Source organism: Ideonella sp. (assembly GCF_041918995.1).
GTDB lineage: Bacteria > Pseudomonadota > Gammaproteobacteria > Burkholderiales > Burkholderiaceae_C > Ideonella.
The window spans coordinates 90,863-115,981 of sequence record NZ_JAYRUN010000003.1 but is presented as its reverse complement, the minus strand read 5'-3'; the positions used below and the strand labels follow the sequence as shown (position 1 = coordinate 115,981).

Here is a 25,119-nt window from a genome sequence, read left to right as displayed (position 1 = left end):
GCATCGGGAGTGTCACTGCAGGCCCAGGAGACGGGCCACATCGTTGGAGAGGGCGATGGTCATCATCAGCAGGAGGAGGAAGGCCCCGCCGCGCTGCAGCCATTTGTGCCACAGATCCGAGACCGGACGACCGGTCACGCCCTCGAAAAGATAATACATCAGGTGTCCGCCATCGAGCATCGGCAGCGGCAGCAGGTTCAGGACACCCAGGCTGACGCTGACCATGGCAAGGAAGGCCAGGTAGTAGGACGGGCCGCGCTGGATCGCCTGGCCGGCATAGTCACCGATCGTCAAGGGGCCGCTCAAGTTCCGCAGCGAGGCTTCGCCCGTCACCATGCGACCGAGCATGCGCACGCTCAGCGTGGCCATCTCGACGGTGCGTTGGGCACCGCGCGTGAGCGCCGCCAGCGGGTCGAGCTGCACGGTCACCATGCGAGCGCCGCCGCCCACGGGTGCATCGATGCGCCCCATTCGCCGACCCGCGTCGTGCACCAGACGCGGCTGCACGGCGAGCTCGAGACGCGAACCGCCGCGCTCCACCACCCAGTGCATCGGGCCGGCCGAGGCATCGGCATAGCCGCGTACGCGCTCCAGCAGGGCGACGGTGTCCGCCACGGGCTGGCCGTCGATGGAGAGCACCTCGTCGCCCTCTCGCAGCCCCGCGCGGGCCGCCGGGCCGTCCGCCGCCGGCTCACCGATGACGGGCGGCATGAAGGCCGGTCCCAGACCGATGCGCCGCACCACTGCGTCGTCGACCTCGCCGGCCTCCAGCGTGGACAAGGCGAGCACTGCCTCGTGCCGATGCACCCCCGAGCCTTCGCTCAGGCGCAGGCGCAGGTCCTCGCCGTCGAGCACGGCCTGGGTCACGATCCAGCGTAGCTCGGTGAGCGAGGCGATGTCGCGCCATTCGTCCGACCCCGGCACGGACACCGCCTCCACCCAGTCGCCGGGGCGCAGACCGGCCGCCGCCGCGAGCGTGCCGGGCGCCGGCGACGACAACACCGGGGCGGGCTCCTGCGTGCCCACCAGGTGGGCGGCCGCGTAGAGGACCACCGCCAGCAGCAGGTTCACCGAGGGGCCGGCTGCGACGATGGCGGCCCGCCGCCAGACCGGCTGGGTGTCGAAGGCCTGCGACTGCTCGTGCGGAGGCACCGGGGCCTCACGCTGGTCGAGCATGCGCACATAGCCGCCCAGCGGCACCGCCGACAGGGTGAACTCGGTGTGCGCGTGGCTGCGCTGACGACGCCAGAGCACAGGGCCGAATCCGACCGAGAACCGCAGCACGCGCACGCCACACCATCGGGCGACGCGGTAGTGGCCGTACTCGTGCACCACGATCAGCACGCCGAGCGTGAGCAGAAAGCCCAGCACGGTGAACATGCGCTGCCCCTCAGGCCGCCAGGCCGGCGATCACCGCCCGCGCCTGCACGCGGGCGCGATGGTCCAGCTCCAGCAGCGCCTCCACCGGCGCATCCACGCCCACCTGCGGCGCCACCGCATGCAAGGTCTCGGCATTCACGCGGTGGATGTGGTCGAACCGGATGCGGCGGTCGAGGAAGGCGGCCACCGCCTCTTCGTTGGCCGCATTGAGCACCGCCGTGCTGCCATGCGGGCCACGCAGCGCGTCCCAGGCGAGGAACAGCCCGGGGAAGCGGTCCGGCCGGGGCTCCTCGAAAGTCAGGGCACCCAGGCGAAGGAAGTCGAGCCTCTCCGCACCCGAGGCGATGCGCTCGGGAAAGGACAGGCCGTAGGCGATGGGCACCCGCATGTCGGGCGTGCCCAGCTGCGCCAGCACGGACTGGTCCCGGCACACCACCATCGAGTGGATGATGCTCTGGGGGTGGATGACCACCTGGATCTGCTCGGGCGCCAGGTCGAACAGCCATCGCGCCTCGATGATCTCCAGCGCCTTGTTCATCATGGTCGCGGAGTCCACGGAGATCTTGCGCCCCATCACCCAGTTGGGGTGCGCACACGCCTGGTCCGGCGTCACGTCGCCAAGGGTCGCGGGATCCCGCTGACGGAACGGCCCCCCGGACGCCGTCAGTACGATGTGGTCGATGCGCTGCGACCAGGTGGCGCGGTCCTCGGGCAGGCACTGGAAGATGGCGGAGTGCTCGCTGTCGATGGGCAGCAGGGTGGCCCCGCCCTCCACCACGGCGGACATCAACTGCGCACCGCCCACCACCAGCGCTTCCTTGTTGGCCAGCAGCAGGCGCTTGCCGGCCCTGGCCGCCGCCAGACAGGGACCGAGCCCTGCCGCGCCGACGATGGCCGCCATGACCGTGTCCACCTCGGGGTGGGCAGCGAGCTGCACCAGCGCGTCGTCCCCGTCCAGCACCTCGGTGCGGCTGCCCGCCGCCCGCAGGCGTTCGGCGAGCAGCTGGCTGGCCGTGGCATCGGCCATGGCCGCGAAACGCGGGCGCCACCGAAGGCATTGCGCCAGCATCTCGTCGACGCGCTGGTGGCCGGTCAGTGCCACCACCTCGTAGCGGTCGGGGTGGCGTGCCGCCACGTCGAGGGTGTTGCCGCCGATGGACCCGGTGGAGCCGAGAATGCAGAGACGCTGTCGCATCGAGAAGGGCTTCAAGTAATGAGGGCGGACGCCAGCGAGCGCACGGGCGTCAGCCGGACGCCAGCGCCATCACGGCGGGCAGCACCGGTAGCAGCGCGTCCACCCGGTCCAGCACGCCACCGTGTCCCGGCAGCAGTCGGCTGGAATCCTTCGCACCCACCGCCCGCTTGGCCAGCGATTCCAGCAGGTCACCCATGACGCTGAGGCCGCACAGCAGCACCACGGCGGCCGCGAGGCCCAACGGCCCGACGGTGGCCAGGAGCCGGGAAAACACGCTGGGGCCGAGCATCGGCCAGCTCGCCTCGGCGGCCAGCCAGGCTGCCGCCAGGAGACCCACGCCCACCATGCCGGACCACACGCCCTCCCAGCTCTTGCCGGGGCTGATGGACGGCGCGAGCTTGCGTCGCCCGAACTGACGGCCGCCGAAGTAGGCCGCGATGTCGGCCGCCCAAACGACACACAGGGCCGACAGGACGAAGCCGACGCCGCGCTGCTTGGCCGCTGCCAGCGCCAGCCACGCCACGCACAGGATGAGCCAGCCCAGGGCCAGTCGCATGCCTTGAGGCAGATGCGGCCACGCTGCAGGGCCGCCGCGCAGCGCCACCCCGCCGCCCAGCACCCACGCCAGGACCGCGGACCACCACAGCCACATGGGCGCAGCGTCGGCCCAGCCCGCCCACCAGCCGGCACCGCAGGTCACCGCGACCGCACCGCCGAGCAGCAGCGCCCGGCCGCCGCCCCAACCGTTCAGGCGTGCCCACTCCCAGCCCGCGGCAGCCAGCATCACCAGCGTCAAGACGGCGAAGGGCAGCACATGGTCGGCCAGCAGGGCCGGCAGCAGGACCGCCACCAGGAGCACCGCCGTCAGGACGCGCTGCAGCAGCATGGCGGTGTCAGGCCGACGCCGGCTGGGACGACGCCGGCGCGGCGGCGGGCACGGCCCCGAAACGCCGCTCGCGTGACGCATAGGCGGCGAACGCCTTGTCCAGCTCGGCGGCGTCGAAATCGGGCCAGAGGCAGTCGGTGAAATAGAGCTCAGCGTAGGCGATCTGCCAAAGCAGGAAGTTGCTCACCCGCACCTCGCCGCCGGTCCGGATGAACAGGTCAGGGTCCGGTGCATAGGCCAGCGCCATGTGGCGGCTCAGCACGCCTTCGGTGAGCTGGTCGGCCGTCACGCCGTCGGCGATCGCACGCTTGCATGCCTGGACGATGTCCCACCGTCCACCATAGTTGAACGCGACGGTGACGGTCAGACCGGTGTTGTCGCGGGTGCACTCCTCCGCCTCGTTCCAGGCCTGCCGCACGCGGTCGGAGACCGCCGAACGGTCGCCGGCGACGCGGATGCGCACGCCGTTGCCGGCCAGCCGGGCCAGGTACTTGGAGACGCCCACGAGCACCAGGTTCATGAGGCCGGAGACTTCCTCGTCCGGCCGCTTCCAGTTCTCGGAGGAGAAGGCGTAGATGGTGAGGAACTCCACCCCGCGACGCGTGCACTCGTCGATGACGCGCACCACCGTCTCCATGCCGTACTTGTGGCCGAAGATCCGCGGCATGAACCGCCGACGTGCCCAGCGTCCGTTGCCGTCCATCACGATGGCCACGTGACGCGGGACGCCTGCGGCGCTCGCGGGCGGCAGGGCGGTGGAATCGGCGGCCATGGTCTTCAGACCGCGAGGATGTCGGCTTCCTTGGCCTGCACCAGCTTGTCAATCTCGGCGACGGTGCGGTCCGTCAGCTTCTGGACGTCGTCCTGCGCACGACGCTCGTCGTCCTCGGAGACTTCCTTGTCCTTCAGCAGCTTCTTCAGGTGCTCGTTCGCGTCACGGCGCAGGTTGCGCACGGCGACCTTGGCGTTCTCGCCTTCGTGCCGCACCACCTTGGTCAGCTCCTTGCGGCGCTCCTCGGTGAGCGCGGGCATGGGCACGCGGATCAGGTCGCCCTGCGACGAGGGGTTCAGGCCGAGGTCCGACTCGCGGATGGCCTTCTCGATCTTGCCGCCCATGCCCTTTTCCCAGGGCTGCACGCTGATCGTGCGAGCGTCGAGCAGGCTCACGTTGGCCACCTGGCTGATGGGCACCATCGATCCGTAGTACTCCACGTGCACCTGGTCCAGGATGCCCGGGTGCGCGCGGCCGGTGCGCACCTTCTGCAGGTCGTTCTTCAGTGCCTCGATGGACTTGGCCATCTTGGCCTCGGCCGTCTTCTTGATGTCTGCAATCGTCATGATGGGTCCACTCTCCTCACACATGCACCAGGGTGCCCTCGTCTTCGCCCTGGACCACCCGCTTCAGGGCGCCCGGCTTGAAGATCGAGAACACCTTGATGGGCAGCTTCTGGTCGCGGCACAGCGCGAACGCGGTCGCATCCATCACCTGCAGGTTGCGGGCGATGGCCTCGTCGAAGGTGATGTTGGCGTAGCGCGTGGCGGTCGGGTCCTTGGCCGGATCGGCCGTGTAGACGCCATCCACCTTGGTGGCCTTGAGCACCACCTCGGCACCGATCTCGGCACCACGCAATGCCGCGGCCGTGTCGGTGGTGAAGAAGGGGTTGCCCGTGCCGGCCGCGAAGACCACGACCTTGCCTTCTTCCATGTACTGCAGCGCCTTGGGCCGCACATACGGCTCGACCACCTGCTCGATGCTGATGGCGGACATGACACGCGCGGTCATGCCCTCCTGGCGCATGGTGTCGGCCAGCGCCAGCGAGTTCATCACGGTGGCCAGCATGCCCATGTAGTCGGCCGTGGCACGGTCCATGCCTACGGAGCCGCCCGCCACGCCGCGGAAGATGTTGCCGCCTCCGATGACCACGGCGACCTCGCAGCCCAGCTGCGTCACTTCCTGGATCTCCCGGACCATGCGCACGATGGTGGCGCGGTTGATGCCGTAGGCATCGTCGCCCATGAGGGCTTCACCGGACAGTTTCAACAGGATGCGTCGGTACGCCGGCATGCAGGGCTCTCCCACGGTCTGGCAGTGATCTCGTGAATCGTTCAAGTGTACGCGGCAGCCTGGATCACAGGCCGCCGCGCACAGGGGGGCGGGGGCTTACTGGCCCTTCGCGGCGGCGACCTGGGCGGCCACCTCGGCAGCGAAGTCGTCCACCTTCTTCTCGATGCCTTCGCCGACCACGTACAGGGTGAAGCCCTTCAAGGTGGTGGCCTTGTCCTTCAGCATCTGGCCGACGGTCTGCTTGCCGTCGGCAGCCTTCACGAAGACCTGGTCCAGCAGGGAGACTTCCTTCAGGAACTTCTGCACCGAGCCCTCGACCATCTTGGCGACGATCTCGGCCGGCTTGCCGGATTCGGCCGCCTTCTCGGCAGCGATCTTGCGCTCCTTCTCCACCAGCTCGGCGGGCACGTCGGCACCCGACAGCGCAGCCGGCTTCATGGCGGCGATGTGCATGGCCACGTCCTTGGCCGCGACATCGTCACCGTCGTACTCCACGACCACGCCGATGCGGGTGCCGTGCAGGTAGCTGGCGAGCTTGCCGCCGCCGGCGTAGCGCTTGAACCGGCGAATCGCCATGTTCTCGCCGATCTTGCCGATCAGGCCCTTGCGCACGTCCTCGACGGTGGGGCCGAAGCCGTCCTGCGACAGCGGCAGGGCGGACAGCGCGGCGATGTCGGCCGGGTTCTGCTCGGCCACCAGCTGCGCGCAGGACTTGGTGAAAGCCAGGAAGGAGTCGTTCTTGGAGACGAAATCGGTCTCGCAGTTGACCTCCAGCAGCGCGCCGGTGGCGCCGGCCACCGAGGCGGACACCACACCCTCGGCCGTGACGCGCGAAGCGGCCTTGCCCGCCTTGCTGCCCAGCTTGACGCGCAGGATCTCCTCCGCGCGGGCCATGTCGCCGTCGGCTTCGGTCAGCGCCTTCTTGCACTCCATCATCGGGGCGTCGGTCTTGGCGCGCAGTTCGGCCACCATGCTGGCGGTAATAGCAGGCATCTTGATCTCTCCGTTGCTGTGGGCGTCAGGCCGGGCCCGACGCCGGAAGTTCCCCTGCGGGCAGGCGCCCGGGGCATGAAAGGGGCGAATGAAGGGGGTACGAAAAAAGGGGCTGTGACAGCCCCTCCTGGTCGCCGGCGCGTGAGTGACACGCGCCCGGGCGTGGGGCCCGTCAGGCGTTCTCGTTGACCTCGACGAACTCGTCGCCGTCGGCCGTCACGGCCTGCACCAGGTCGCTGGCGGCGTTGGCCTTGCCTTCGAGGACGGCATCGGCCATCGCACGGGCGTACAGCGCCACGGCCTTGGCCGAGTCGTCGTTGCCGGGGATGACGTAGTCCACGCCGTCAGGCGAGTGGTTCGTGTCCACGACGCCGATCACCGGGATGCCCAGCTTCTGGGCTTCGGCCACGGCGATCTTGTGGAAGCCCACGTCGATCACGAACAGGGCATCGGGCAGCGCGTTCATGTCCTGGATGCCGCCGATGTCCTTCTCCAGCTTGGCCAGTTCGCGGTCGAACAGCAGCGCTTCCTTCTTGATGCGCATCTCGGCGCCGGAGTCCTTCTGCGCCTGCATGTCCTTCAGCTTCTTCAGCGAGCCCTTGACCGTCTTGAAGTTGGTCAGCATGCCGCCGAGCCAGCGCTGGTCGACGAAGGGCATGCCGGCGCGCTGGGCTTCCATGGCCACGACTTCACGCGCCTGGCGCTTGGTGCCCACGAAGAGGATGTTGCCGCGCTTGGACGACAGCTGGCGCGCGAACTTGAGCGCTTCCTCGAACTTGGGAAGCGTCTTCTCCAGGTTGATGATGTGGATCTTGTTGCGATGGCCGTAGATGAAGGGGGCCATCTTGGGATTCCAGAAGCGGGTCTGGTGTCCGAAATGGACGCCGGCTTCCAGCATTTCACGCATCGACACGGGCATGGGGAACTCCAAAGGTTGGATCTAGAATCCCGGCACACATCGCAGCACCGGTTGCCACTGGCAACATAGCCTGCAGCAACCGCGAGCCGCGACACCTTGTATTGCCGGGTTCGCGAGCTTCAGAGGGTGTCCCCGAGAACCCGACAGACGCCGAAAAGCCGGGTCTGGCGGGACGGTCACGGTGGTTCACCCCCCGGTCTGCCCCGGCCTCCGCAAAAGGTGGCCAAGAGCAAAACCCAAGGAGTATAGCAGGGCCGCCGCGCCGGCCCTGTGTCCCCGATGCGCATCGCAGTGATCGGCGCCGGCCTGACCGGCGTCACGACGGCCTTCGAGCTGTCCAACCGCGGCCATGAGGTCGTGGTCTTCGAACGCCGCAGCGGCATCGCTGCCGAAGGCAGCCACGCCCTGCCAGGAGTGGCCGCCCGGGGGCTCTGGCTGGCGCATGCGGCGGTGGGGTCCCCCACCGGGCTGCCCGCCCCCGTCGGTCGGGGCCAGTGGCTGTGGCAGTGGCGCCGTCGCCGGGCCGCGCAGCACCCGGCCCTGGCGCAGCGTCTGGCCGCGCAGGAAGCGCTGGACACCGTCGGTGCGGCGCGGCGTGCCACCTGGCAGGCTGCCTGTGAGCTGACCTACGACCGCCACACCGGCGTCGTGGCCGTGCTGCGGCGGCCGGCCGATGCCGAGCGTGCGCGCGCGCTGCTCGACGCGCACGGGGATCGGCTGCGGGGGGCCCGCTGGGTCGACGCCGCCGCTCTGGCCACGGCGGACCCGGGCCTGGCGCCTGCGGTCGACGTCCAGGGCGCCCTGCACTGGCCCGCAGGCGAGGCAGCCAATGGCCGGCAGTTCGCCCATGCCGTCAAGTCCGCGGCACAGGGCCTGGGGGCGCGATTCGCCTGCCAGATGGACGTCACCGCCCTGGCGCCCACGGGCACCGGTGGCTGGCGCGTGACGCGCCAGCGCCTGGCAGACGAGGCGGACAGCGGCCTGGCGTCGCGCCAGCCGCTGACGGCACTGCCCGACGAGGACGAGGACGACTCCCTGCCTTTTGACGCCGTGGTGCTGTGCAGCCGAGCCGCCGTGTCCCGCCTCGTGCCGGGCGGTCGCGCCAGCGGAGCATGGGCGGCCGCCAGCCAGGCCACCGTCACCGTGCCGCTGCGTGACGTACAGCATGCATCGGAGGCGGTCGGCCCCCACGGGGCGTGGATGGACCCGCTGACCCGCGTCACCCTGCACCGCATGGGCGACCGCGTGCGTGCGGCGGGGCCCTGGCAGCTCGGTGCCACGCGCGGCGCCCGCCCCGATGCGGACGCCGTGCAGCCCTTGTTCGCTGCCCTCGAGCAGGCGTACCCCGGCGCCACGCGCACCGCGCGTGCGCAGCTCTGGCTGGGGTCGACCATGCTGCCGGTGGACGGCCTGCCGGTGGTCGGTCCTGGCCCCCAGGCGGGCCTGTGGCTGCACCACGGCCTCGGGGAGCGCGCCTGGTCGTGGTCGCCTGCCACCAGTGCCGCCATGGCCGATCTGCTCGAGGGGCGCCCGGCCGACGGCATCGACGTGGCGCTGCTCGCGCCGGAACGACTGCGCTAAGCTGACGGTCATTGCCTGCCCGGCGCACCGCGGCCCGCCATGCCGAACTCGCCATCCGGCCCCGTCCCCCTGCTGCAGAACGACGCTGCCACCTGGCTGCATGACAGCGAGGCCAGCCGTGCCATCGAGGCCCAGGCGCTCGCGTGCCGGCCCGCCCATGCGCTCATCGAGGCGGCTGGCCTGGCGGTGGCCCGCTGGGCCCTGGCCCAGGCACCTCATGCGCGACACATGTGGGTGGCCGCCGGCCCCGGCAACAACGGTGGCGACGGGCTGGTCGCTGCGCGATGGCTCGCCGAGCACGGGCGCCAGGTCCACGTGACCTGGCATGGCCAGCCGGACGCCGCGCCGGCCGATGCGGCCCATGCCCGGGCCGCCGCCCTGGCCGCCGGCATCGTGCTGCACCCGCCAGGTGCCCCGCCGCCCACCCCCCCTGACCTCGTGATCGATGCGCTGCTGGGCCTCGGACAGCGCCGGCCGCTTGGTGGGGCGCTGGCCGCCGCGGTGAACGACATGGCAGCCTGCGCCCGGCGTGGCAGCCGCGTGCTCGCGGTGGACGTGCCCACGGGCCTGTGCGCCGACACCGGGCGGCGCCTGGGTGAGCCGTGCGTGCAGGCACACGCCACGCTCTGCCTGTTGACCGCCAAGCCGGGCCTGTTCACGGCCCACGGCCGCGACGCCGCGGGCGACATCTGGTTCGACGATCTGGGTGTCGCTGCGGCGGGCGGCAGCGCCCGGCTGGCCTGCGCGGCCGACGCACGCGCCGCACTCGCCGGCCGGCGGCTGGCCGCCCATGCCAGCCACAAGGGCCGTTTCGGTGATGTGCTGGTGGTGGGCGGCGCCCCGGGCATGGAAGGCGCAGCGCAGCTGGCGGCCACCGCGGCGCTGCGCGCCGGCGCCGGCCGGGTCTATGTCTGTGCCGTCGCAGGCGCGGCGGTGCCGCCGCACGCCGCCTGGCCTGAACTCATGCACCGCCCATGGTCCGCCGTGCAGGCCAGCGCCCTGCCCGGCTCGGCCACGGTGGTGTGCGGCTGCGGCGGCGGCGATGCGCTGGGCGAGTCGCTGCCGTGTCTGCTGGCCCAGGCACCCCGTCTGGTCCTCGACGCGGACGGACTCAACGCCGTGGCGGCGGACGCAGCCCTCGCCCGCGCGCTGGCCGGCCGCGCCGCCCGGGGCCACACCACCGTGCTGACTCCCCACCCGCTGGAGGCCGCTCGCCTGCTGGGGGTGGCGAGCACCGAGGTACAGGACGACCGGTGGGCCGCGGCCCGGGAACTGGCGCGGCGCTTCGCAGCGGTGGTGGTGCTCAAGGGCGCTGGCACCGTGATCGCCAGCCCGGATGCCACCGCTGTCGTCAACCGCACCGGCAGCGCCCGCCTGGCAAGCGCCGGCACCGGGGACGTGCTGGCCGGTTGGATAGGCGGTTGCTGGAGCGCGCAGGGCACGGCGGTGTCCGGGGCCCTTTCTGCGGCCACAGGCAGTGTGTGGCTGCATGGCCGCGCGGTCGCCGCCGACGCCGGCTTGCCACTGCCCGCCAGCCGCCTCGCCGAGGCCATGGCTGTCCGGGCCGAGGCCCTCGGCACGCCCGACGGCTGACGCGTGCGGCGCGACGGCCAGGCGCCCGGGCCGTCGGCGGCGGGCGGGCCGGGTGTCAGCCCGACCGCCGCGTCCGCGACGACTTCGCCGCCGAGGACGTGCGCCCCCCCGTCGACGACTGGCGTGCCGTGCCCCCCGGCTCCGCCGCTGACGCCTTGCGGGGTTTCGTCGCCTTGCCCCCCCGGGACGTGGAGGCCTTGGCGGCCTTCGCGGCACGCTTGTGCCCGCGGTCCTCTGCCTGCACCGCCGCCAGGGCGTCGCTGGCGGAAGGGGAAGTGCCTTCGCGCCTGCCGGCGCGGCCTCGCGCCAGCAGACGCTCGCCTTCGCCTTCCCTGACCATGCGGAAATCGATGCGTCGGCCATCCAGGTCGACCCGACTGACCTGCACCCGCACGCGCGCCCCGATGGTGTAGCGGATGCCGGTGCGTTCCCCGCGCAGTTCCTGGCGGGCTTCGTCGAAGCGGTAGTACTCGCCGCCCAGTTCGGTGATGTGCACCAGGCCCTCGACGTAGAGCGCATCGAGCGTCACGAAAAGGCCGAAGCTCGTCACGGCGCTGACCGTGCCACTGAACTCCTCGCCCAGGTGCTCGCGCATGTAGCGGCACTTGAGCCACGCCTCCACGTCGCGCGAGGCTTCGTCGGCGCGCCGCTCGTTGGTGCTGCAGTGGACGCCGGCCGCGTCCCAGTGCTCCTGCTCCTGCACCTGCGACTTGGCCAGGCGGCCGCCCTTGCGCACGCGCGCCACGGGCTCCGCCAGCTCGCCGCTGGCCAGGTGGAAGCGCTTGCGCCCGAGGATCGCCTTGATGACCCGGTGCACCAGCAGGTCGGGGTAGCGGCGGATGGGGCTCGTGAAGTGGGTGTACGCCGCATAGGCCAGGCCGAAGTGGCCCGAGTTCTGAGGCGTGTAGATCGCCTGCTGCATGGAGCGCAGCAGCATCATGTGGATCTGCGCCGCGTCCGGACGGTCCTTCGTGGTCTCCGCGAGCGCCTGGAACTCTCCCGGGGTCGGCTCGTCGCTGACCGACTGCGCCACGCCGAGGCTGCGCAGGTAGTTCTGCAGCGTGGTGCGTTTTTCCGGCGTGGGGCCTTCATGCACGCGGTAGAGCGACGGGTGTTCCGCCTGGGCGATGAACTCGGCGGCACACACGTTGGCCGCCAGCATCGCCTCCTCGATCAGCCGGTGCGCGTCGGTGCGGACCCGGGGCACGATCTTCTCGATACGGCCGTTCTCGTCGCACACGATCTGGGTTTCGGTGGTCTCGAAGTCGATGGCGCCACGCCGCTGCCTGGCCTTCAGCAGGGCGCGGTACGCCTCGTGCAGGTGCAGCAGGTGCGGCATCACCGCCTCGCGCCGCGCCGCTTCCGGCCCGCGCGTGTTGGACAGCGCGGCCGCCACCTCGGTGTAGGTGAGTCGCGCATGGGAGCAGATCACGGCCGGGTAGAACTGGTAGGCCTGCACCTCGCCGTCACTGGCGACGAGCATGTCGCACACCAGCGTGAGGCGGTCGACATCGGGGTTCAGCGAGCACAGGCCGTTGGACAGCTTCTCCGGCAGCATCGGAATGACGCGGCGCGGGAAGTACACCGACGTGGCGCGCTCGTAGGCATCCTGGTCGAGTGGCTCGCCCGGCTTGACGTAGTGGCTGACGTCCGCGATGGCCACCAGCAGCCGCCACCCGACGAACGCGGACTTGCCACGGCCGCTCCTGTGCGGCTCGCAGTACACCGCATCGTCGAAGTCGCGGGCATCTTCGCCGTCGATCGTCACCAGCGGCACGTCGCGCAGGTCGATGCGGTGCTTGAGGTCGGCCGAGCGAAGCTTGTCGGGCAGGGCCGCGGCTTGGGCCAGCGTGTCCGGGGAGAAGCGGTGTGGCACCTCGTACTTGCGCACCGCGATCTCGATCTCCATGCCGGGGTCGTCGATGTCGCCCAGCACCTCCGTCACACGACCGACCGGCTGCGAGTACATCGAGGGCGGCTCCGTGAGCTCCACGGCGACCACCTGGCCCGCGGCGGCGCTCGCCGTGGCGTTCTTGGGCACCAGGATGTCCTGCCCGTAGCGGCGGTCCTCCGGGGCCACCAGCCACATGCCGTTCTCGTGGAGCAGGCGCCCGATGATCGGCGCCTTGCGACGCTCCAGGATCTCGATGACGCGGCCCTCGGGCCGCCCCTTGCGGTCGTAGCGGATGATGCGCACCCGCACGCGATCCCGGTGCAGCACGGCCCGCATCTCCTGCGGCGACAGGTACACGTCGGGCTCGCCGTCGCTGCGCTGAACGAAGCCGTGGCCGTCGCGGTGGCCCAGCACGATGCCCTCGAGTTCGCTCAGCAGTGCACTGTGCGCGACGGGGGGGCTTGCAATCTGTTTTGTTTTGATGGTATAGTCCTATCTTTCGTTGACGAGCTCAAGCTTAACAACGAAAACAAAATCCTGAAATGCCCAGGTGGCGGAATTGGTAGACGCACTAGTTTCAGGTACTAGCGGGTAACTCCGTGGAGGTTCGAGTCCTCTCCTGGGCACCATCTTAGAAGGGCCGTCACGCAAGTGACGGCCCTTTTGCTTTTCCGGCGCGACTCTTCGCCACTTCAGTTCTTCCCGGTTCTTCGGGCTGTCATTCACGCTGTCCTTCGGGCTGTCGCGCGACAGCGACCACCAGCGATGGGCAATCGGCAATCGCCCTGCCCGCGCGCCGCGCGCGCCGGCAGGGCCGCGCAGCCCCTCAGGGGCCGGCCAGCTTGCGCGCCAGCGCCTCGGGACGCAGCTGGTCGTAGTCCTCGAACGGCTGGTGGATCCACGGGCTGGTCGCCAGCATGTCCACGTAGTAGTCGGGCGTGTAGCTGGAAGCGGCCTTTGTCCAGATGACGGCAGAGCGCAGTTCGGCGATCGAAGGCAGCCCGCGCAGCCGGTCCACCACGGCGTGCAGCGTCACGCCGGAGTCCGCCAGGTCATCCACCAGCAGCACCCGCCCGGCGAGCTCACCCTTGGGCATGGTGATGTACTTGGCCATGTCCAGCCGGCCCTGGATGGTGCCGGCCTCGGCGCGGTAGGAGCTGGTGGACATGATGGCCAGCGGCTTGTCGAAGATGCGCGACAGCACATCGCCCGGCCGCATGCCGCCGCGCGCCAGGCAAAGGATCTGGTCGAACTGCCAGCCGGACTCGTGCACCTTGAGCGCCAGCCGCTCGATGAGCAGGTGGTACTCGTCCCAGGAAACATAGAGATGTTTGCCGTCGTCGGTGAGCATCGTGTCTTCCTCTCGTCAGGCCGACTGGTAGGGGTGGCGCAGCAGGATGGTGTGGTCGCGGTCGGGGCCGGTCGAGACCATGTCGATCGGCGCGCCGATGAAGGCCTGCAGCCGCTCCAGGTAGCGGCGCGCGTTCAGCGGCAGCTGGTCCCACTCGGTCAGGCCGGCGGTCGAGCCTTCCCAGCCCGGCACGGTCTCGTACACCGGCTCGCACGCGGCGATCTCGTCGGCGTCCAGCGGCAGGATGTCGAGCGACTGGCCGCCCAGCTTGTAGCCCACGCCCAGGCGGATCTCCTTCAGGCCGTCGAGCACGTCGAGCTTGGTGATGCACAGGCCCGACACGCCGTTGATGATCATCGAGCGCTTCAGGGCGGCCGCATCGAGCCAGCCGCAGCGACGCGCCCGGCCGGTCACGGTGCCGCGCTCCTGGCCCACCGTCGACAGGTGGTGGCCCACGGTGCCCGCCTGGTCGATGGGCAGCTCGGTGGGGAATGGGCCGGAGCCCACGCGCGTCGTGTACGCCTTGGTGATGCCCAGGATGTAGTGCAACATCTCGGGGCCCACGCCGGCGCCCGCCGCGGCATTGCCCGCCACGCAGTTGCTGGAGGTGACGTACGGGTAGGTGCCGTGGTCGATGTCCAGCAGGGTACCCTGCGCCCCTTCGAAGAGGTGGTTGTCCCCGGCGCGGCTGGCCTGGTGGATGCGGTAGCCGACATCGGCCATCATCGGTCGAAGCGCCTCGGCCATCTTCATGGCCTGGTCGAAGATCGGTCCGTACTCCAGCGGCTGGCTCTTCAGGTAGCCGCCCAGGGCGAAGTTGTGCAGCTCCAGCAGCTCGCGCAGCCGGTCGCCGAAGCGCTGGGGATGCTTCAGGTCCTGCACGCGCAGGGCGCGGCGCGCGACCTTGTCCTCGTAGGCCGGCCCGATACCCTTGCCGGTGGTGCCGATCTTGCCCGCGCCACTGGTTTCCCGCAGTGCCTCGCGCGCCTTGTCCACCTCCACGTGGAAGGGCAGGATCAGCGGGCAGGACTCGCTCAGGAACAGGCGCGAGCGCACGTCGAGGCCGATCTTCTCGAGCCGCTCGATCTCGAGCAGCAGGTGGGACGGGTCCACGACCACGCCGTTGCCGATGTAGCAGGCGACGCCATCGCGCATGATGCCCGACGGGATCAGCTGCAGCGCCGTCTTGACGCCCTTGATCACCAGCGTGTGGCCGGCGTTGTGGCCCCCCTGGAAGCGCACCACGCCTTGCGCGTGGTCCGTCAGCCAGTCGACGACCTTGCCCTTGCCCTCGTCACCCCATTGGGTGCCGACGACGACGACGTTGCGGCCACGCAGGGCGGCCTTCGGGTTGCTCTGTTGCATGAGATGACTCGTGTCAGTGTTGGGCGACGCGCCGGCCGTCAGGCCAGCGCGCGCACGACCCACAGGCCGTCGACGGCGACCAGCTCGCGGTCACAGTCGAATTCCTGCGTCTGGTGTTCATGGCCTGGCAGGATGCAGACCACCGTGTCGCCGGCGTCGCGCAGGCGCCGGATGGCCGTGCGCAGCCCGGCGTCCTCGGCCCAGGGGGCACGGATGGCGGGCCGCGGCGCGGCCACCGGGGCCACGGCCGCCAGGCTCTTGAGGTCGAGGCTGCAGCCGACGGCGGGGCGGTTGCGGCCGAACACCGCCCCCACCTCGTCGTACCGGCCGCCCCGCACCAGGGCGTTGGACGAGCCCAGGCCGTAGACGGCAAAGCGCACGCCACTGTAGTAGGCGTAGCCGGACATGTCGGACAGATCGAAGCCCACCCGCACCTCGGGGTTCGACTGCGCCAGGTGGCCGGTCAGCCAGGCGAGGTCGTCCAGGGCCGCGGCGATGGAGGCGCGGGCCGGCAGCCGGCGCCGCGCCTCGGCCAGCACCTCCTGCCCGCCATACAGATCCAGGAGCGCCGCCAGGCCGTCGCGCGTGTCCACCGGGCAGCGGCGGGCCAGGTCCTGCACGGCGCTGGCGTCCTTGGCCGTCAGGGCCGCCACCAGTTCCGTCAACGCATCGGCATCCAGCGGCACGCCCGCCAGCACCGACCGCACCAGGCGCGCATCGCCCAGGTCGATGGTGAGCTCGCGCGCACCGATGGCGGACAGGCCGTCGAGTGCCAGCTCCTGCACCTCCAGGTCGGCCTCCAGGCCGGCGTGGCCGAAGATCTCGGCACCGAACTGCAGCTGCTCCCGGCTGGTATGCAGGCCGCTCGGCCGCGTGTGCAGCACCGGCCCGCAGTAGCACAGGCGGGTCACGCCTTCACGGTTGAGCAGGTGCGCATCGACGCGCGCCACCTGGGGGGTGGTGTCGGCCCGCAGGCCCAGCGTGCGGCCCGAGAGCTGGTCCACCAGCTTGAAAGTCTTCAGGTCCAGCTCACGTCCGGTGCCCGACAGCAGCGAATCGAGGTACTCGAGCAGCGGCGGCATGACGAGTTCGAAGCCGTAGCCGCGCGCCCGGTCCAGCCATTGCCGCCGCAGTTCCTCGATGCGCCTGGCCTCGGCGGGCAGGACATCGGCAATGTGCTCTGGCAGCAGCCAAGCAGAGGACATGAAAACGCACCGGGGTTAAAACCGGCATTGTACAGGCCACCCCCCTGGCGGGAGGCTGACGTCAGGACCCGCCGAAGAGCACCAGCAGCCCCATGCCGATGAGCATGCTGGTCAGCCCGATGAAGCGGATCTGGCCGTCGCTCATCTGGGTGGCGCGCAGGAACACCTCGCGCCACTGGCGCGGGCTGATGAAGGGCAACAGGCCCTCGATGACGAGCATCAGGGCCAGGGCGGGCCACAGCCAGTCGCTCATCCGGGCGCCCTCACCGCCACCGCGCGGGGCGGGTGCCGAGTGCGATCGGCCTCACTTGCCGCCGGCCCCGCTGCCGCGCATGGCCTTGAAGAAGTCGGACGACGGGTCGACGACCATCACGTCGGACTTGTTCCGGAAGCTCGAGCGGTAGGCCTCCAGGCTCCGGTAGAACTGGGCAAACTGGGCGTCGCGGCCGAAGGCCGATGCGTACAGCGCGGAGGCCTTGGCGTCGCCCTCGCCCTTGATCTTCTGTGCGTCCCGGTACGCCTCGGCCACGATCACCTCACGCTGGCGGTCGGCATCGGCGCGGATGCGCTCGCCTTCGGCCTGGCCCGTGGAGCGCAGCGCGTTGGCCACCTGCTGGCGTTCCGACTGCATGCGCCGGTAGACGGAGTCGGTGATGCTGGCCACGAAGTCCACCCGCTTGATGCGCACGTCGATGATCTCGACACCGAAGGACTTCGCCGTATCGGCCAGCCGGGCACGCACGTCGTTCATGACCTTCTCTCGCTCGCTGGCGAGCACGGCGCCGACCGTCCGCTTGGTGATCTCTTCGTTGAACGCGGCCTGCACCACGGGGCTCAGGCGGTTCTCCAGGTTGCGGATGTCCACCCCGTTGTTGCGGATGAACTGACGCGGGTCGGTGATGCGCCACTTCACCAGCCAGTCAATGGCCAGCGTCTTCTTCTCGGCGGTGAAGATGGGGCGGGCCTCCGGGCTGTCCAGCGTCTGGATGCGGCGGTCGAGGAACACCACGTTCTGCAGCGGCGGCGGCAGCTTGACCTTCAGGCCCGGCTCGGTGACCACCTCCTTGATCTCGCCCAGGGCATAGACCACGGCCACCTGGCGTTGGTCGACGACGAACAGCGTCGAGGCGGCGACGACCAGCAGCACCAGCACGCTGCCAACGATGACGGCAAATCGGTTCATGGAAAGCTCTCTTCGTCAGGCAGGTCAGCGGGCCTCGCGCTCGCGGCTGCGCAGGTCGCGCGTGCCGCGGTCGGTCGAGGCGGCGTCCGTGGGAGGCGTCGGTGTGTTCACCGGCACGGTGCCGGAAGCAGGGGCGGGCGCGCCCGCCTGCTGCATCAGCTTGTCCAGAGGCAGGTACAGCAGGTTGGACCCGTTGCGACTGTCCACCATCACCTTGCTGACGTTCGTGTACACCTCGCGCATCGTGTCCGTGTAGAGACGGTCGCGGGTGACGCCGGGCGCCTTCTGGTACTCCGCATACACCGCATTGAACCGCTCCGCATCACCTTCGGCGGTGGCAACGATGCGCGACTTGTAGCCCTCGGCCTCGGCACGCAGGCGGGAGGCGGTGCCTTGCGCCTTGGGGATGACGTCGCTGGCGTAGGCCTGGCCTTCGTTCTTGAAGCGATCGCGGTCGGCACCTGCCTTCACCGCGTCGTCGAAGGCGGCCTGCACCTGTTCGGGCACCTGCACGTTCTGCAGGTTGACGTTCTGGATCGTCACCCCGGCATTGAGACGATCGAGCTGGGCCTGGATGGAGCGCGCCAGGTCGGCGGCAATGGCGTCCCGCCGCTCATACAGCACGGAGTCCACGTTGCTGCGTCCCACGATCTCGCGCACCGCCGACTCGCTGGCCTGCACAACCGCCTGGTCGGTGTCCCGGTTCTCGAAGAGAAAGGCACGTGCATCCTTCAGCACGTACTGCACGATGAACCGGATGTCGACGATGTTCTCGTCCTGCGTGAGCATGGAGGAGTCTCGCAGGGCCGTCGCCTGGCTGACCGTGTTGCGACCGACCTCGACCGAGCGCAGCTGCGTCACGGGAACGGTCTCGTGCGCCTGGAACGGGTACGGCAGCCGGTACTGCATGCCGGCCGAGACCGTGCTGCTGTACTTGCCGAAGGTGGTCACCACGGCCTGATGGCCTTCCTGCACGATGAACAGGCCGCTGCCCAGCCAGACCAGCAGCACCAGGCCACCGATGAGGCCGGCGCCAATGCCCGCGCCCTTCAGGTTGGGCGGCTGGAAGCCGGCGTCGTCACCGCCATTGCGGGGCGGCTGGCCACCGCCGCCCTTGCCGCCGAACAGCCCGGACAGCTTGCGGTTGAAGTCGCGCCACAGCTCGTCCAGGTCGGGCGGGCCGTCGTTGCGGCCGTTGTGCATCACCAGGGCGCGGGCCGCGCGGGCCAGCGCGCCCAAGCGGGCACGAAGGCGCAGGGGCGTCGTGCCGGCGGAGAGGTCGGGTTGCATGCTCATGCCGTGGGGGGCGATGGGTTGAAGGGGGGATCAGCCGGCCGCCGGGGGCGCGGTGCTGCCGTCAGGCAAGATGGTGGCAGAAGGTCCGGAACTCAAGGCCTGGACCACCGCCTGTTCGGCGATCAAGGCACGCAGCTCGGGCAGGCCCTCGCCGCTCAGGGCACTGACGAACACGCGGGGCACGCGGTCGCCGGGGCCCCGCTCGATGTCGTCCCGCAGCTGGCGCGGCCGCGCGGCCGGATCCAGGCGGTCCAGCTTGTTGTAGACGAGGATCTGCGGAATGCGTTCCGCGCCGATCTCGGCCAGCACGCGCTCCACCTCCTCCTGCTGTTCCAGCAGCAGCGGGCTGCTCGCGTCCACCACATGCAGCAGCAGGTCGGCGTCGGCCGCCTCCTGCAAGGTGGCCTGGAACGCCTCGACCAGCTTGTGCGGCAGGTCGCGGATGAAGCCGACGGTGTCCGAGAGCGAGACCGAGCGACCCGCCTCGCCGAGATAGAGCGAGCGCGTGGTGGTGTCGAGCGTGGCGAAGAGCTGGTCGGCCGCGTAGGTGCGCGCCTTGACCAGGGCGTTGAACAGCGTCGACTTGCCGGCGTTGGTGTAGCCCACCAGCGAAACCCGGAAGGTGCCACTGCGTTCGCGCGCCCGGCGCTGGGTGCCGCGCTGGCGCTTGACCTTCTCCAGACGTTCCTTCACCGCCTTGATGCGGTCGCCGATCATGCGGCGGTCCAGTTCGATTTGCGCCTCGCCGGGCCCGCCGCGCGTGCCGATGCCGCCGCGCTGCCGCTCCAGGTGGCTCCAGCGACGCACCAGGCGGGTCGACAGATACTGCAGCCTGGCCAGTTCGACCTGGAGCTTGCCTTCGTGGCTCTTGGCGCGCGCGGCGAAGATCTCGAGGATCAGCGCCGTGCGGTCGGCCACGGGCACGCCGAGGTGGCGTTCGAGGTTGCGTTGCTGGGCAGGCGACAGGGCCTGGTCGAAGATCACGCCGTGCGCCTGGTGCGCCTGCACCAGCAGCTTGATCTCGTCGGCCTTGCCGGAGCCGACGAACAGCGCGGGGTCGGGCGACTTGCGCTTGGCCAGCACCCGGGCGACGGGTTCATCACCGGCGGATTCCGCCAGCAGGGCCAGTTCGTCCAGCGACGGGTCGAAGGAGGACCCGGGGCCGAGGTCCACCCCGACCAGCACGGCCCGCGCGGTGTCGTGGTCCGCGGGGTCGGGCGGCGGGGTGTGTGGGTTCAAGGTGGGAGCGACCCGGTCGCCGGTGAGGGCGACGCGGGATGCAGGATCAGGCCTGGTCGGCCGGATCGTTGACGTGGAAGTTCACCGCCCGGCCAGGAACGACCGTGGAGATGGCGTGCTTGTAGACCATCTGGGTGACGGTGTTGCGCAGCAGCACGACGTACTGGTCGAAGGACTCGATGTGGCCCTGGAGCTTGATGCCGTTGACCAGGTAGATGGAAACCGGAACGTGCTCCTTGCGCAGCAGGTTCAGGAAGGGGTCTTGTAGGAGTTGCCCTTTGTTGCTCACGATATGCTCCGTGTTGGAAGTGTGTTGGAGCGGGCACGTTAACACAGGCCCACCCCCGCCACCGCGTAGGGATTCAGCGTTCGCCGTCGGTGAACGGGTTGCGGGACGACTTGGTGTCGATGCGCAGCGGTGTGCCCACCAGCTTGAAGTGCTGGCGGAAGCGTCCTTCCAGGTAGCGCTTGTACGAATCGGTCAGGTGCTCGAGCGAGTTGCCGTGGATCACGATGATGGGCGGGTTCATGCCGCCCTGGTGGGCATAGCGCAGCTTGGGACGGAAGGCCCCGGCGCGCTTGGGCGCCTGGTGCTCCACCGCCTCGTGGAGCAGGCGGGTCAGCACCGGCGTGGGCAGCTTGGCGGTGGCCGAGGCATGCGCGTCGGCGATCGCTTGCCACAGCGGGCCCAGGCCCTGGCGCTTGAGCGCCGAGATGTGCACGAGCGGCGCGAACTTCAGGAACGCGAGGCGCTGCTCGATCGATCGCTCCAGCATCTCCCGCTGGTAGCTGTCGATCGCGTCCCACTTGTTCACGGCGATCACCACCGCCCGGCCGGAGTCCAGGATGTAGCCCGCGATGTGGGCGTCCTGGTCGCTCACGCCCTGCGTCGCGTCGATCATCAGCACGACGACGTGGGCGTCGGCGATGGCCTGCAGCGTCTTCACGACCGAGAACTTCTCGATCGCCTCGAAGACACGCCCCTTGCGACGCAGGCCGGCCGTGTCGATCAGCTCGTAGCGGCGGCCAGCCCGCTCCAGCGGCACGCGGATCGCGTCGCGGGTGGTGCCGGGCATGTCGAAGGCGATCAGGCGCTCCTCGCCCAGCCAGGTGTTGATGAGCGTCGACTTGCCCACGTTGGGGCGGCCTGCCACGGCCAGCCGCACCGGCGTGTCGGCGCCCTCTTCCTCCGCGGCGGCCTCCTCCTCGGGGAAATCGGCCAGCGCAGCCTCGATCAGGCTGCGGATGCCCTGGCCGTGGGCGGCAGAGACGGGATGGGGCTCACCCATGCCGAGTTCGTGGAACTCGGCCAGCAAGGGGGATTCGCTCATCCCCTCGGCCTTGTTCACGGCCAGCAGCACGCGCTTGTTGGCCTGGCGCAGGTACCGGGCGATGTCCTGGTCCTGGCCGGACAGGCCCGTGCGCACGTCGGTCACGAACACGACGACGTCGGCCTCGGCCACGGCCTGCCGCGTCTGGCGGGCCATCTCCTTGACGATGCCGGTGGAGCTGTCGGGCTCGAAGCCCCCCGTGTCGATGACGATGAACTCGCGTTGCCCCAGCCGGCCATCGCCGTAGTGGCGGTCGCGCGTCAAGCCGGCGAAATCCGCCACGATGGCGTCGCGGCTCTTCGTCATGCGGTTGAACAGCGTGGACTTGCCCACGTTGGGGCGGCCCACCAGGGCGATGACAGGTTTCACCTTACTCCGGGCGGAAAGCGTAGAGGCCGCCGCCGCGCGTGGCGACCAGCAGCGTGTTGTTGTCGGCCAGCACAGGCGGCGCGGCGATGCGGGAGCCGTCGGTGGGCAGCCGCAGCACCGGCTTGCCGGTGGTCTGGTCCAGGAAGTGCAAGTGGCCCTCGAAATCGCCGAAGACGACGGCCGTGCCCACGGCGGCAGGTGCGCTCAGCGCCCGGTTGAGCAGCAGTTCGCTGGTCCAGGCGAGCTCGCCGCTGCCCCGGCGGCGGGCGCTGATCCGGTCGCTGCCATCGGCGGCGAACAGCAGCTGCTCGCTGCCGCCGACAGCCTCGGTGCCCCCGAGGTTCTGCACCCACTTCAGGGTGCCGCGCTCGGCATCGATGCAGCCGACCGCACTCTGGAAGGCGCGCATGCAGAACACGCTGCCCTGGCGCACCGGCGGGCCGACGAGATCGGCCAGGCGCTCGACTTCGTTGGTGCCGCGCGGCGTGGTCAGGGCGGTGTCCCAGCGGACCGTGCCGCGCAGAGGGTCCAGACCGACCAGCCGCGTGCCCTGCCCCACCAGCAGTGTGTCCTGGTGGGCGGCGAGCACCCCCGACTGGGCCAGCGTGAGGGCGTCGCCCGGCCGCTTGAAGACCCAGAGGTAGCGGCCGTCCAGCACGTCGTAGGCATGGACGACCCGGTCCACGCCGAGCACGAACACGCGCTCGCCGGCCACGAGCGGCGCCGTCGCCACCGGGGCATCGAGCTTCTTGCGCCACACCACCTTGCCGGCGTCCATGACCACCAGTTCCTGGGCGCGCGTCACCACGGCGGCGTAGCGCCCGTCGCTGCCCACGCCGGCGGCCAGGCGGCCACCGGCGTCGCCCCGCCAGGCTTCGCGGCCGGACGCGACGTCGAGCGCGAGCACCGTGCCGTCGTCGCCGGCCACATGCACCCGGCCCTGGCGCACCGCCAGGCTCAAGGGGAAGGTGACGCCACCGACACGTGCGCTCCACACCTGGCGGCCGGCGATGGGCGATTCCACCACCGGCAGCGGCGCGGGCTTTGGCCGGTCGCTGGCGCAGCCAACCAGTGCCGCCACGCACACGGCGGCCAGCAGCGGGCGCGTCAGGCGGGTCCGGCGCGTCATCGGGCCACCCCGCTGGCCGCCGAGGCCGCAGCCGCCGACTCGTCGGGCGCCGCACCCAGCGCGGTGAGCTTCGCCTCCACGACGCGACGGTAGTCGCTGGTGGCCGGCAGCGCCTGCCACGACGAGCGGAACGCCTGGACCGCGTCGGCCGTCTTGCCCGCCGCCAACAGCACATCGCCGCGCCGGTCACTGGCCAGCGCGGCGAACTCGGGCGCCTTGATGGCGTCGAGCTGCTTGAGGGCCTCGTCGTGGGATTTCTTGTCCAGCAGCAGGCCCGCCAGCTGCAGCTGCGCGAGTGCGCGCACCTCGTCCTCGCCGGCACGTTCCGCGACCCAGCCCAGCGTGGCCTGGGCAGCGTCGGCCTGCCCCTTGTCGGCCTGGAGGTTGGCCGTGAGCAGGCCGGCCTGCGCCGCGTAGGCGGTGCGGCCATGGCGCTCCTTCAGGTCGCCGAACACCCGCGCCGCCTGCTCCACGTTGCCCGCCTGCACGGCACGGTCGAGCTCGTCGTACATGGCGGCCGCTTTGGCGCCCTGTTCACGCTGCCACCAGTTCCAGCCATTGAAAGCGGCCAGGCCGGCCAGCGCGAGCGTGAGCGTCCAGGTGATGAGGTTGCCGTATTGCTTCCAGAACGCTTTCAGCTCGTCGAGCTGTTCCTGTTCCTGCAGGTCGAGATTGCTTGCCATGGGCCAGATGGCCCGCCACTCTCATGGCGGGCCGAAGAGGTCGGTGAACCCGCGGGCACAGGCCGCGCGGGCGAAAACGGCGATTATGCGTCGGGGCCGCGGCGGCGCAGCGATGGGGCCCACGCGGCCACGTCAGCCAGCGGTCGCTCGCTTTGCTCGGCGGCCGGGTCGCGCAGCGACTTGACCCCCACGACGCCGCGGGCCAGCTCGTCGCCACCAAAGACCAGGGCGAACCGCGCACCGCTGGCGTCGGCCTTCTTGAACTGCGACTTCATGCTGCCGCCGCCCGCATGCATCTGCACCGCCACGCCAGCGGCGCGCAGCCCCTCGAGCACGGCCATCGCCTGCGGCAGACCGGCCGGCTCCGCGATGATCGCGTAAGCGTCGGGAGCGGCGTCCGGCACCGGCAGGCCCAGCTCCTGGATGAGCAGCAACAGGCGTTCGATACCCAGGCCGAAGCCGACCGCCGGCGTGGGGCGCCCGCCCAGCTGGGCAAACAGGCCGTCGTAGCGGCCGCCGCCACACACCGTGCCCTGCGAGCCGAGCTGGTCGGTCACCCACTCGAACACGGTGAGGTTGTAGTAGTCCATGCCGCGCACCAGGCGCGTGTTCACGCGGTAGGGCAGCCCGGCGGCGTCCAGCATGGCCCGCAGGGCGTCGAAGTGCGCCAGCGACTCCGGCCCGAGGAAATCGATCAGCCTGGGCGCCGCTTCCACCAGCGACTGCATCGCCGGGTTCTTGGTGTCCAGGATGCGCAGCGGGTTGCTGTGCAGCCGCCGGCGGGCGTCCTCGTCGAGCTCGGCGACATGGTCCTGGAAGTGCGCCACCAGGGCCGCCCGGTGGGCCGCGCGCTCGGCCGGCTGGCCCAGGCTGTTGATCTCCAGGCGCACATGCTCGCCCTCGACCAGCCCCAGCTCCTTCCACAGCCGGCGCACCATGAGGATCAACTCCGCATCGACGTCGGGACCGGCGAAGCCCAGCGCTTCCACGTCGAGCTGGTGGAACTGCCGGTAGCGGCCCTTCTGTGGCCGCTCGTGGCGGAACATGGGCCCCATCGTCCACAGGCGCAGGGGACCGTTGTAGAGGGCGTTGTGCTCCACCATGGCGCGCACGATGCCGGCGGTCGCTTCCGGACGCAGCGTGAGGTGATCGCCGTTCATGGCGTCGTGCCAGGAGTACATCTCCTTCTCGACGATGTCGGTGACCTCGCCCAGTCCCCGCACGAACAGCGCCGTGGGCTCGACGATGGGCGTCAGCAGGTACTGGTAGCCGTAACGGCCGAGCACGGAACGCACCGTGGTCTCGAACCACTGCCACAGCGCGGAGTCGGGCAGCTTGTCCTTGCGCGGGACGCTGCCCGGCAGGATGTCGTTCATGCCCTTGATGGCTTTCAGGGTGTCACTCATGGGAAGGCAGGCGGGACGGATGCAGTGGCGCGCGCCGGCCGGTCGGCAGACGCACG

At 70.3% G+C, this 25,119-nt stretch carries 23 protein-coding genes and 1 tRNA gene; 3 read left to right on the top strand and 21 right to left on the bottom strand.

Features of this window, described 5'->3' with window-relative positions; translation table 11 throughout:
• Positions 1–12: 12 nt before the first annotated feature.
• From rseP to rpsB, 8 genes are all read right to left on the bottom strand, one after another.
• Complete coding sequence (gene rseP, locus ACE3UN_RS03625) at positions 13–1,380, bottom strand: RIP metalloprotease RseP (RefSeq protein ID WP_374673549.1); 1,368 nt, start codon at positions 1,378–1,380, stop codon at positions 13–15.
• 10 nt (positions 1,381–1,390) lie between these two features.
• Complete coding sequence (gene ispC / locus ACE3UN_RS03620; protein ID WP_374673548.1) at positions 1,391–2,575, bottom strand: 1-deoxy-D-xylulose-5-phosphate reductoisomerase; 1,185 nt, start codon at positions 2,573–2,575, stop codon at positions 1,391–1,393.
• A 49-nt stretch (positions 2,576–2,624) separates the two neighbouring features.
• Positions 2,625–3,461, bottom strand: coding sequence for a phosphatidate cytidylyltransferase (locus ACE3UN_RS03615; protein WP_374673547.1), 837 nt, complete (start codon positions 3,459–3,461; stop codon positions 2,625–2,627).
• Positions 3,462–3,468: 7 nt separating this feature from the next.
• A complete protein-coding gene (gene uppS, locus ACE3UN_RS03610; protein ID WP_374673546.1) occupies positions 3,469–4,233 on the bottom strand; it encodes a polyprenyl diphosphate synthase in 765 nt (254 codons plus the stop codon).
• Between the two features lie 5 nt (positions 4,234–4,238).
• Positions 4,239–4,799: a ribosome recycling factor gene (gene frr / locus ACE3UN_RS03605; RefSeq protein ID WP_374673545.1), complete on the bottom strand. Its 561-nt coding sequence runs from the start codon at positions 4,797–4,799 to the stop codon at positions 4,239–4,241.
• Between the two features lie 16 nt (positions 4,800–4,815).
• Positions 4,816–5,526 (bottom strand): UMP kinase, encoded by a 711-nt coding sequence (gene pyrH, locus ACE3UN_RS03600; RefSeq protein WP_374673544.1) that lies wholly within the window; start codon positions 5,524–5,526, stop codon positions 4,816–4,818.
• A gap of 96 nt (positions 5,527–5,622) precedes the next feature.
• Positions 5,623–6,519, bottom strand: coding sequence for a translation elongation factor Ts (tsf, locus tag ACE3UN_RS03595; RefSeq protein WP_374673543.1), 897 nt, complete (start codon positions 6,517–6,519; stop codon positions 5,623–5,625).
• Between the two features lie 172 nt (positions 6,520–6,691).
• A complete protein-coding gene (gene rpsB / locus ACE3UN_RS03590; protein WP_374673542.1) occupies positions 6,692–7,438 on the bottom strand; it encodes a 30S ribosomal protein S2 in 747 nt (248 codons plus the stop codon).
• Between the two features lie 279 nt (positions 7,439–7,717).
• Between rpsB and ACE3UN_RS03585 the strand changes: the two genes are divergently transcribed.
• Together ACE3UN_RS03585 and ACE3UN_RS03580 are read left to right on the top strand one after the other, a co-directional pair.
• Positions 7,718–9,019: an NAD(P)/FAD-dependent oxidoreductase gene (locus ACE3UN_RS03585; protein WP_374673541.1), complete on the top strand. Its 1,302-nt coding sequence runs from the start codon at positions 7,718–7,720 to the stop codon at positions 9,017–9,019.
• 39 nt (positions 9,020–9,058) lie between these two features.
• Complete coding sequence (locus ACE3UN_RS03580; RefSeq protein ID WP_374673540.1) at positions 9,059–10,612, top strand: NAD(P)H-hydrate dehydratase; 1,554 nt, start codon at positions 9,059–9,061, stop codon at positions 10,610–10,612.
• Positions 10,613–10,667: 55 nt separating this feature from the next.
• Here ACE3UN_RS03580 and rnr read toward each other — a convergent pair whose 3' ends face one another.
• A complete protein-coding gene (gene rnr, locus ACE3UN_RS03575) occupies positions 10,668–12,941 on the bottom strand; it encodes a ribonuclease R (RefSeq protein ID WP_374673685.1) in 2,274 nt (757 codons plus the stop codon).
• A gap of 109 nt (positions 12,942–13,050) precedes the next feature.
• Here rnr and ACE3UN_RS03570 point away from each other — a divergent pair.
• A tRNA-Leu gene (locus ACE3UN_RS03570) sits at positions 13,051–13,135 on the top strand.
• A gap of 197 nt (positions 13,136–13,332) precedes the next feature.
• Here the strand turns inward: ACE3UN_RS03570 and ACE3UN_RS03565 are convergent.
• The 12 genes from ACE3UN_RS03565 to hisS all read right to left on the bottom strand — a co-directional run bounded on the left by ACE3UN_RS03565 (position 13,333) and on the right by hisS (position 25,063).
• Positions 13,333–13,857 (bottom strand): phosphoribosyltransferase, encoded by a 525-nt coding sequence (locus ACE3UN_RS03565; RefSeq protein ID WP_374673539.1) that lies wholly within the window; start codon positions 13,855–13,857, stop codon positions 13,333–13,335.
• Positions 13,858–13,872: 15 nt separating this feature from the next.
• Positions 13,873–15,222, bottom strand: coding sequence for an adenylosuccinate synthase (locus ACE3UN_RS03560; protein WP_374673538.1), 1,350 nt, complete (start codon positions 15,220–15,222; stop codon positions 13,873–13,875).
• 38 nt (positions 15,223–15,260) lie between these two features.
• A complete protein-coding gene (locus tag ACE3UN_RS03555; protein WP_374673537.1) occupies positions 15,261–16,427 on the bottom strand; it encodes an ATP phosphoribosyltransferase regulatory subunit in 1,167 nt (388 codons plus the stop codon).
• A 61-nt stretch (positions 16,428–16,488) separates the two neighbouring features.
• On the bottom strand, positions 16,489–16,680 hold the full coding sequence (locus tag ACE3UN_RS03550) for a DUF2065 domain-containing protein (protein ID WP_374673536.1): 192 nt from the start codon (positions 16,678–16,680) through the stop codon (positions 16,489–16,491).
• A 51-nt stretch (positions 16,681–16,731) separates the two neighbouring features.
• Entirely contained in the window at positions 16,732–17,610 is an 879-nt protein-coding gene (gene hflC / locus ACE3UN_RS03545; protein ID WP_374673535.1) for a protease modulator HflC, read from the bottom strand.
• Between the two features lie 24 nt (positions 17,611–17,634).
• Complete coding sequence (hflK, locus tag ACE3UN_RS03540; protein WP_374673684.1) at positions 17,635–18,813, bottom strand: FtsH protease activity modulator HflK; 1,179 nt, start codon at positions 18,811–18,813, stop codon at positions 17,635–17,637.
• 123 nt (positions 18,814–18,936) lie between these two features.
• Positions 18,937–20,145 (bottom strand): GTPase HflX, encoded by a 1,209-nt coding sequence (gene hflX, locus ACE3UN_RS03535; RefSeq protein ID WP_374673534.1) that lies wholly within the window; start codon positions 20,143–20,145, stop codon positions 18,937–18,939.
• A 46-nt stretch (positions 20,146–20,191) separates the two neighbouring features.
• A complete protein-coding gene (hfq, locus tag ACE3UN_RS03530) occupies positions 20,192–20,434 on the bottom strand; it encodes an RNA chaperone Hfq (RefSeq protein ID WP_374673533.1) in 243 nt (80 codons plus the stop codon).
• A 73-nt stretch (positions 20,435–20,507) separates the two neighbouring features.
• A complete protein-coding gene (gene der / locus ACE3UN_RS03525; protein ID WP_374673532.1) occupies positions 20,508–21,845 on the bottom strand; it encodes a ribosome biogenesis GTPase Der in 1,338 nt (445 codons plus the stop codon).
• Between the two features lies 1 nt (position 21,846).
• On the bottom strand, positions 21,847–22,974 hold the full coding sequence (gene bamB / locus ACE3UN_RS03520) for an outer membrane protein assembly factor BamB (RefSeq protein ID WP_374673531.1): 1,128 nt from the start codon (positions 22,972–22,974) through the stop codon (positions 21,847–21,849).
• Positions 22,971–23,657, bottom strand: a complete 687-nt coding sequence (locus ACE3UN_RS03515; RefSeq protein ID WP_374673530.1) for a YfgM family protein — start codon at positions 23,655–23,657, stop codon at positions 22,971–22,973. Before ACE3UN_RS03515 ends, bamB begins: the two co-directional genes overlap by 4 nt.
• A gap of 83 nt (positions 23,658–23,740) precedes the next feature.
• Positions 23,741–25,063 (bottom strand): histidine--tRNA ligase, encoded by a 1,323-nt coding sequence (hisS, locus tag ACE3UN_RS03510; RefSeq protein WP_374673529.1) that lies wholly within the window; start codon positions 25,061–25,063, stop codon positions 23,741–23,743.
• Between the last annotated feature and the right edge of the window lie 56 nt (positions 25,064–25,119).

Excerpts from the sequence above, each read along its gene's own strand:
- rseP (WP_374673549.1), bottom strand. The coding sequence starts at position 1,380 with ATGTTCACCGTGCTGGGCTTTCTGCTCACGCTCGGCGTGCTGATCGTG.
- ispC (WP_374673548.1), bottom strand. The coding sequence starts at position 2,575 with ATGCGACAGCGTCTCTGCATTCTCGGCTCCACCGGGTCCATCGGCGGC.
- ACE3UN_RS03615 (WP_374673547.1), bottom strand. The coding sequence starts at position 3,461 with ATGCTGCTGCAGCGCGTCCTGACGGCGGTGCTCCTGGTGGCGGTCCTG.
- uppS (WP_374673546.1), bottom strand. The coding sequence starts at position 4,233 with ATGGCCGCCGATTCCACCGCCCTGCCGCCCGCGAGCGCCGCAGGCGTC.
- frr (WP_374673545.1), bottom strand. The coding sequence starts at position 4,799 with ATGACGATTGCAGACATCAAGAAGACGGCCGAGGCCAAGATGGCCAAG.
- pyrH (WP_374673544.1), bottom strand. The coding sequence starts at position 5,526 with ATGCCGGCGTACCGACGCATCCTGTTGAAACTGTCCGGTGAAGCCCTC.
- tsf (WP_374673543.1), bottom strand. The coding sequence starts at position 6,519 with ATGCCTGCTATTACCGCCAGCATGGTGGCCGAACTGCGCGCCAAGACC.
- rpsB (WP_374673542.1), bottom strand. The coding sequence starts at position 7,438 with ATGCCCGTGTCGATGCGTGAAATGCTGGAAGCCGGCGTCCATTTCGGA.
- ACE3UN_RS03585 (WP_374673541.1), top strand. The coding sequence starts at position 7,718 with ATGCGCATCGCAGTGATCGGCGCCGGCCTGACCGGCGTCACGACGGCC.
- ACE3UN_RS03580 (WP_374673540.1), top strand. The coding sequence starts at position 9,059 with ATGCCGAACTCGCCATCCGGCCCCGTCCCCCTGCTGCAGAACGACGCT.
- ACE3UN_RS03565 (WP_374673539.1), bottom strand. The coding sequence starts at position 13,857 with ATGCTCACCGACGACGGCAAACATCTCTATGTTTCCTGGGACGAGTAC.
- ACE3UN_RS03560 (WP_374673538.1), bottom strand. The coding sequence starts at position 15,222 with ATGCAACAGAGCAACCCGAAGGCCGCCCTGCGTGGCCGCAACGTCGTC.
- ACE3UN_RS03555 (WP_374673537.1), bottom strand. The coding sequence starts at position 16,427 with ATGTCCTCTGCTTGGCTGCTGCCAGAGCACATTGCCGATGTCCTGCCC.
- ACE3UN_RS03550 (WP_374673536.1), bottom strand. The coding sequence starts at position 16,680 with ATGAGCGACTGGCTGTGGCCCGCCCTGGCCCTGATGCTCGTCATCGAG.
- hflC (WP_374673535.1), bottom strand. The coding sequence starts at position 17,610 with ATGAACCGATTTGCCGTCATCGTTGGCAGCGTGCTGGTGCTGCTGGTC.
- hflK (WP_374673684.1), bottom strand. The coding sequence starts at position 18,813 with ATGCACAACGGCCGCAACGACGGCCCGCCCGACCTGGACGAGCTGTGG.
- bamB (WP_374673531.1), bottom strand. The coding sequence starts at position 22,974 with ATGACGCGCCGGACCCGCCTGACGCGCCCGCTGCTGGCCGCCGTGTGC.
- ACE3UN_RS03515 (WP_374673530.1), bottom strand. The coding sequence starts at position 23,657 with ATGGCAAGCAATCTCGACCTGCAGGAACAGGAACAGCTCGACGAGCTG.
- hisS (WP_374673529.1), bottom strand. The coding sequence starts at position 25,063 with ATGAGTGACACCCTGAAAGCCATCAAGGGCATGAACGACATCCTGCCG.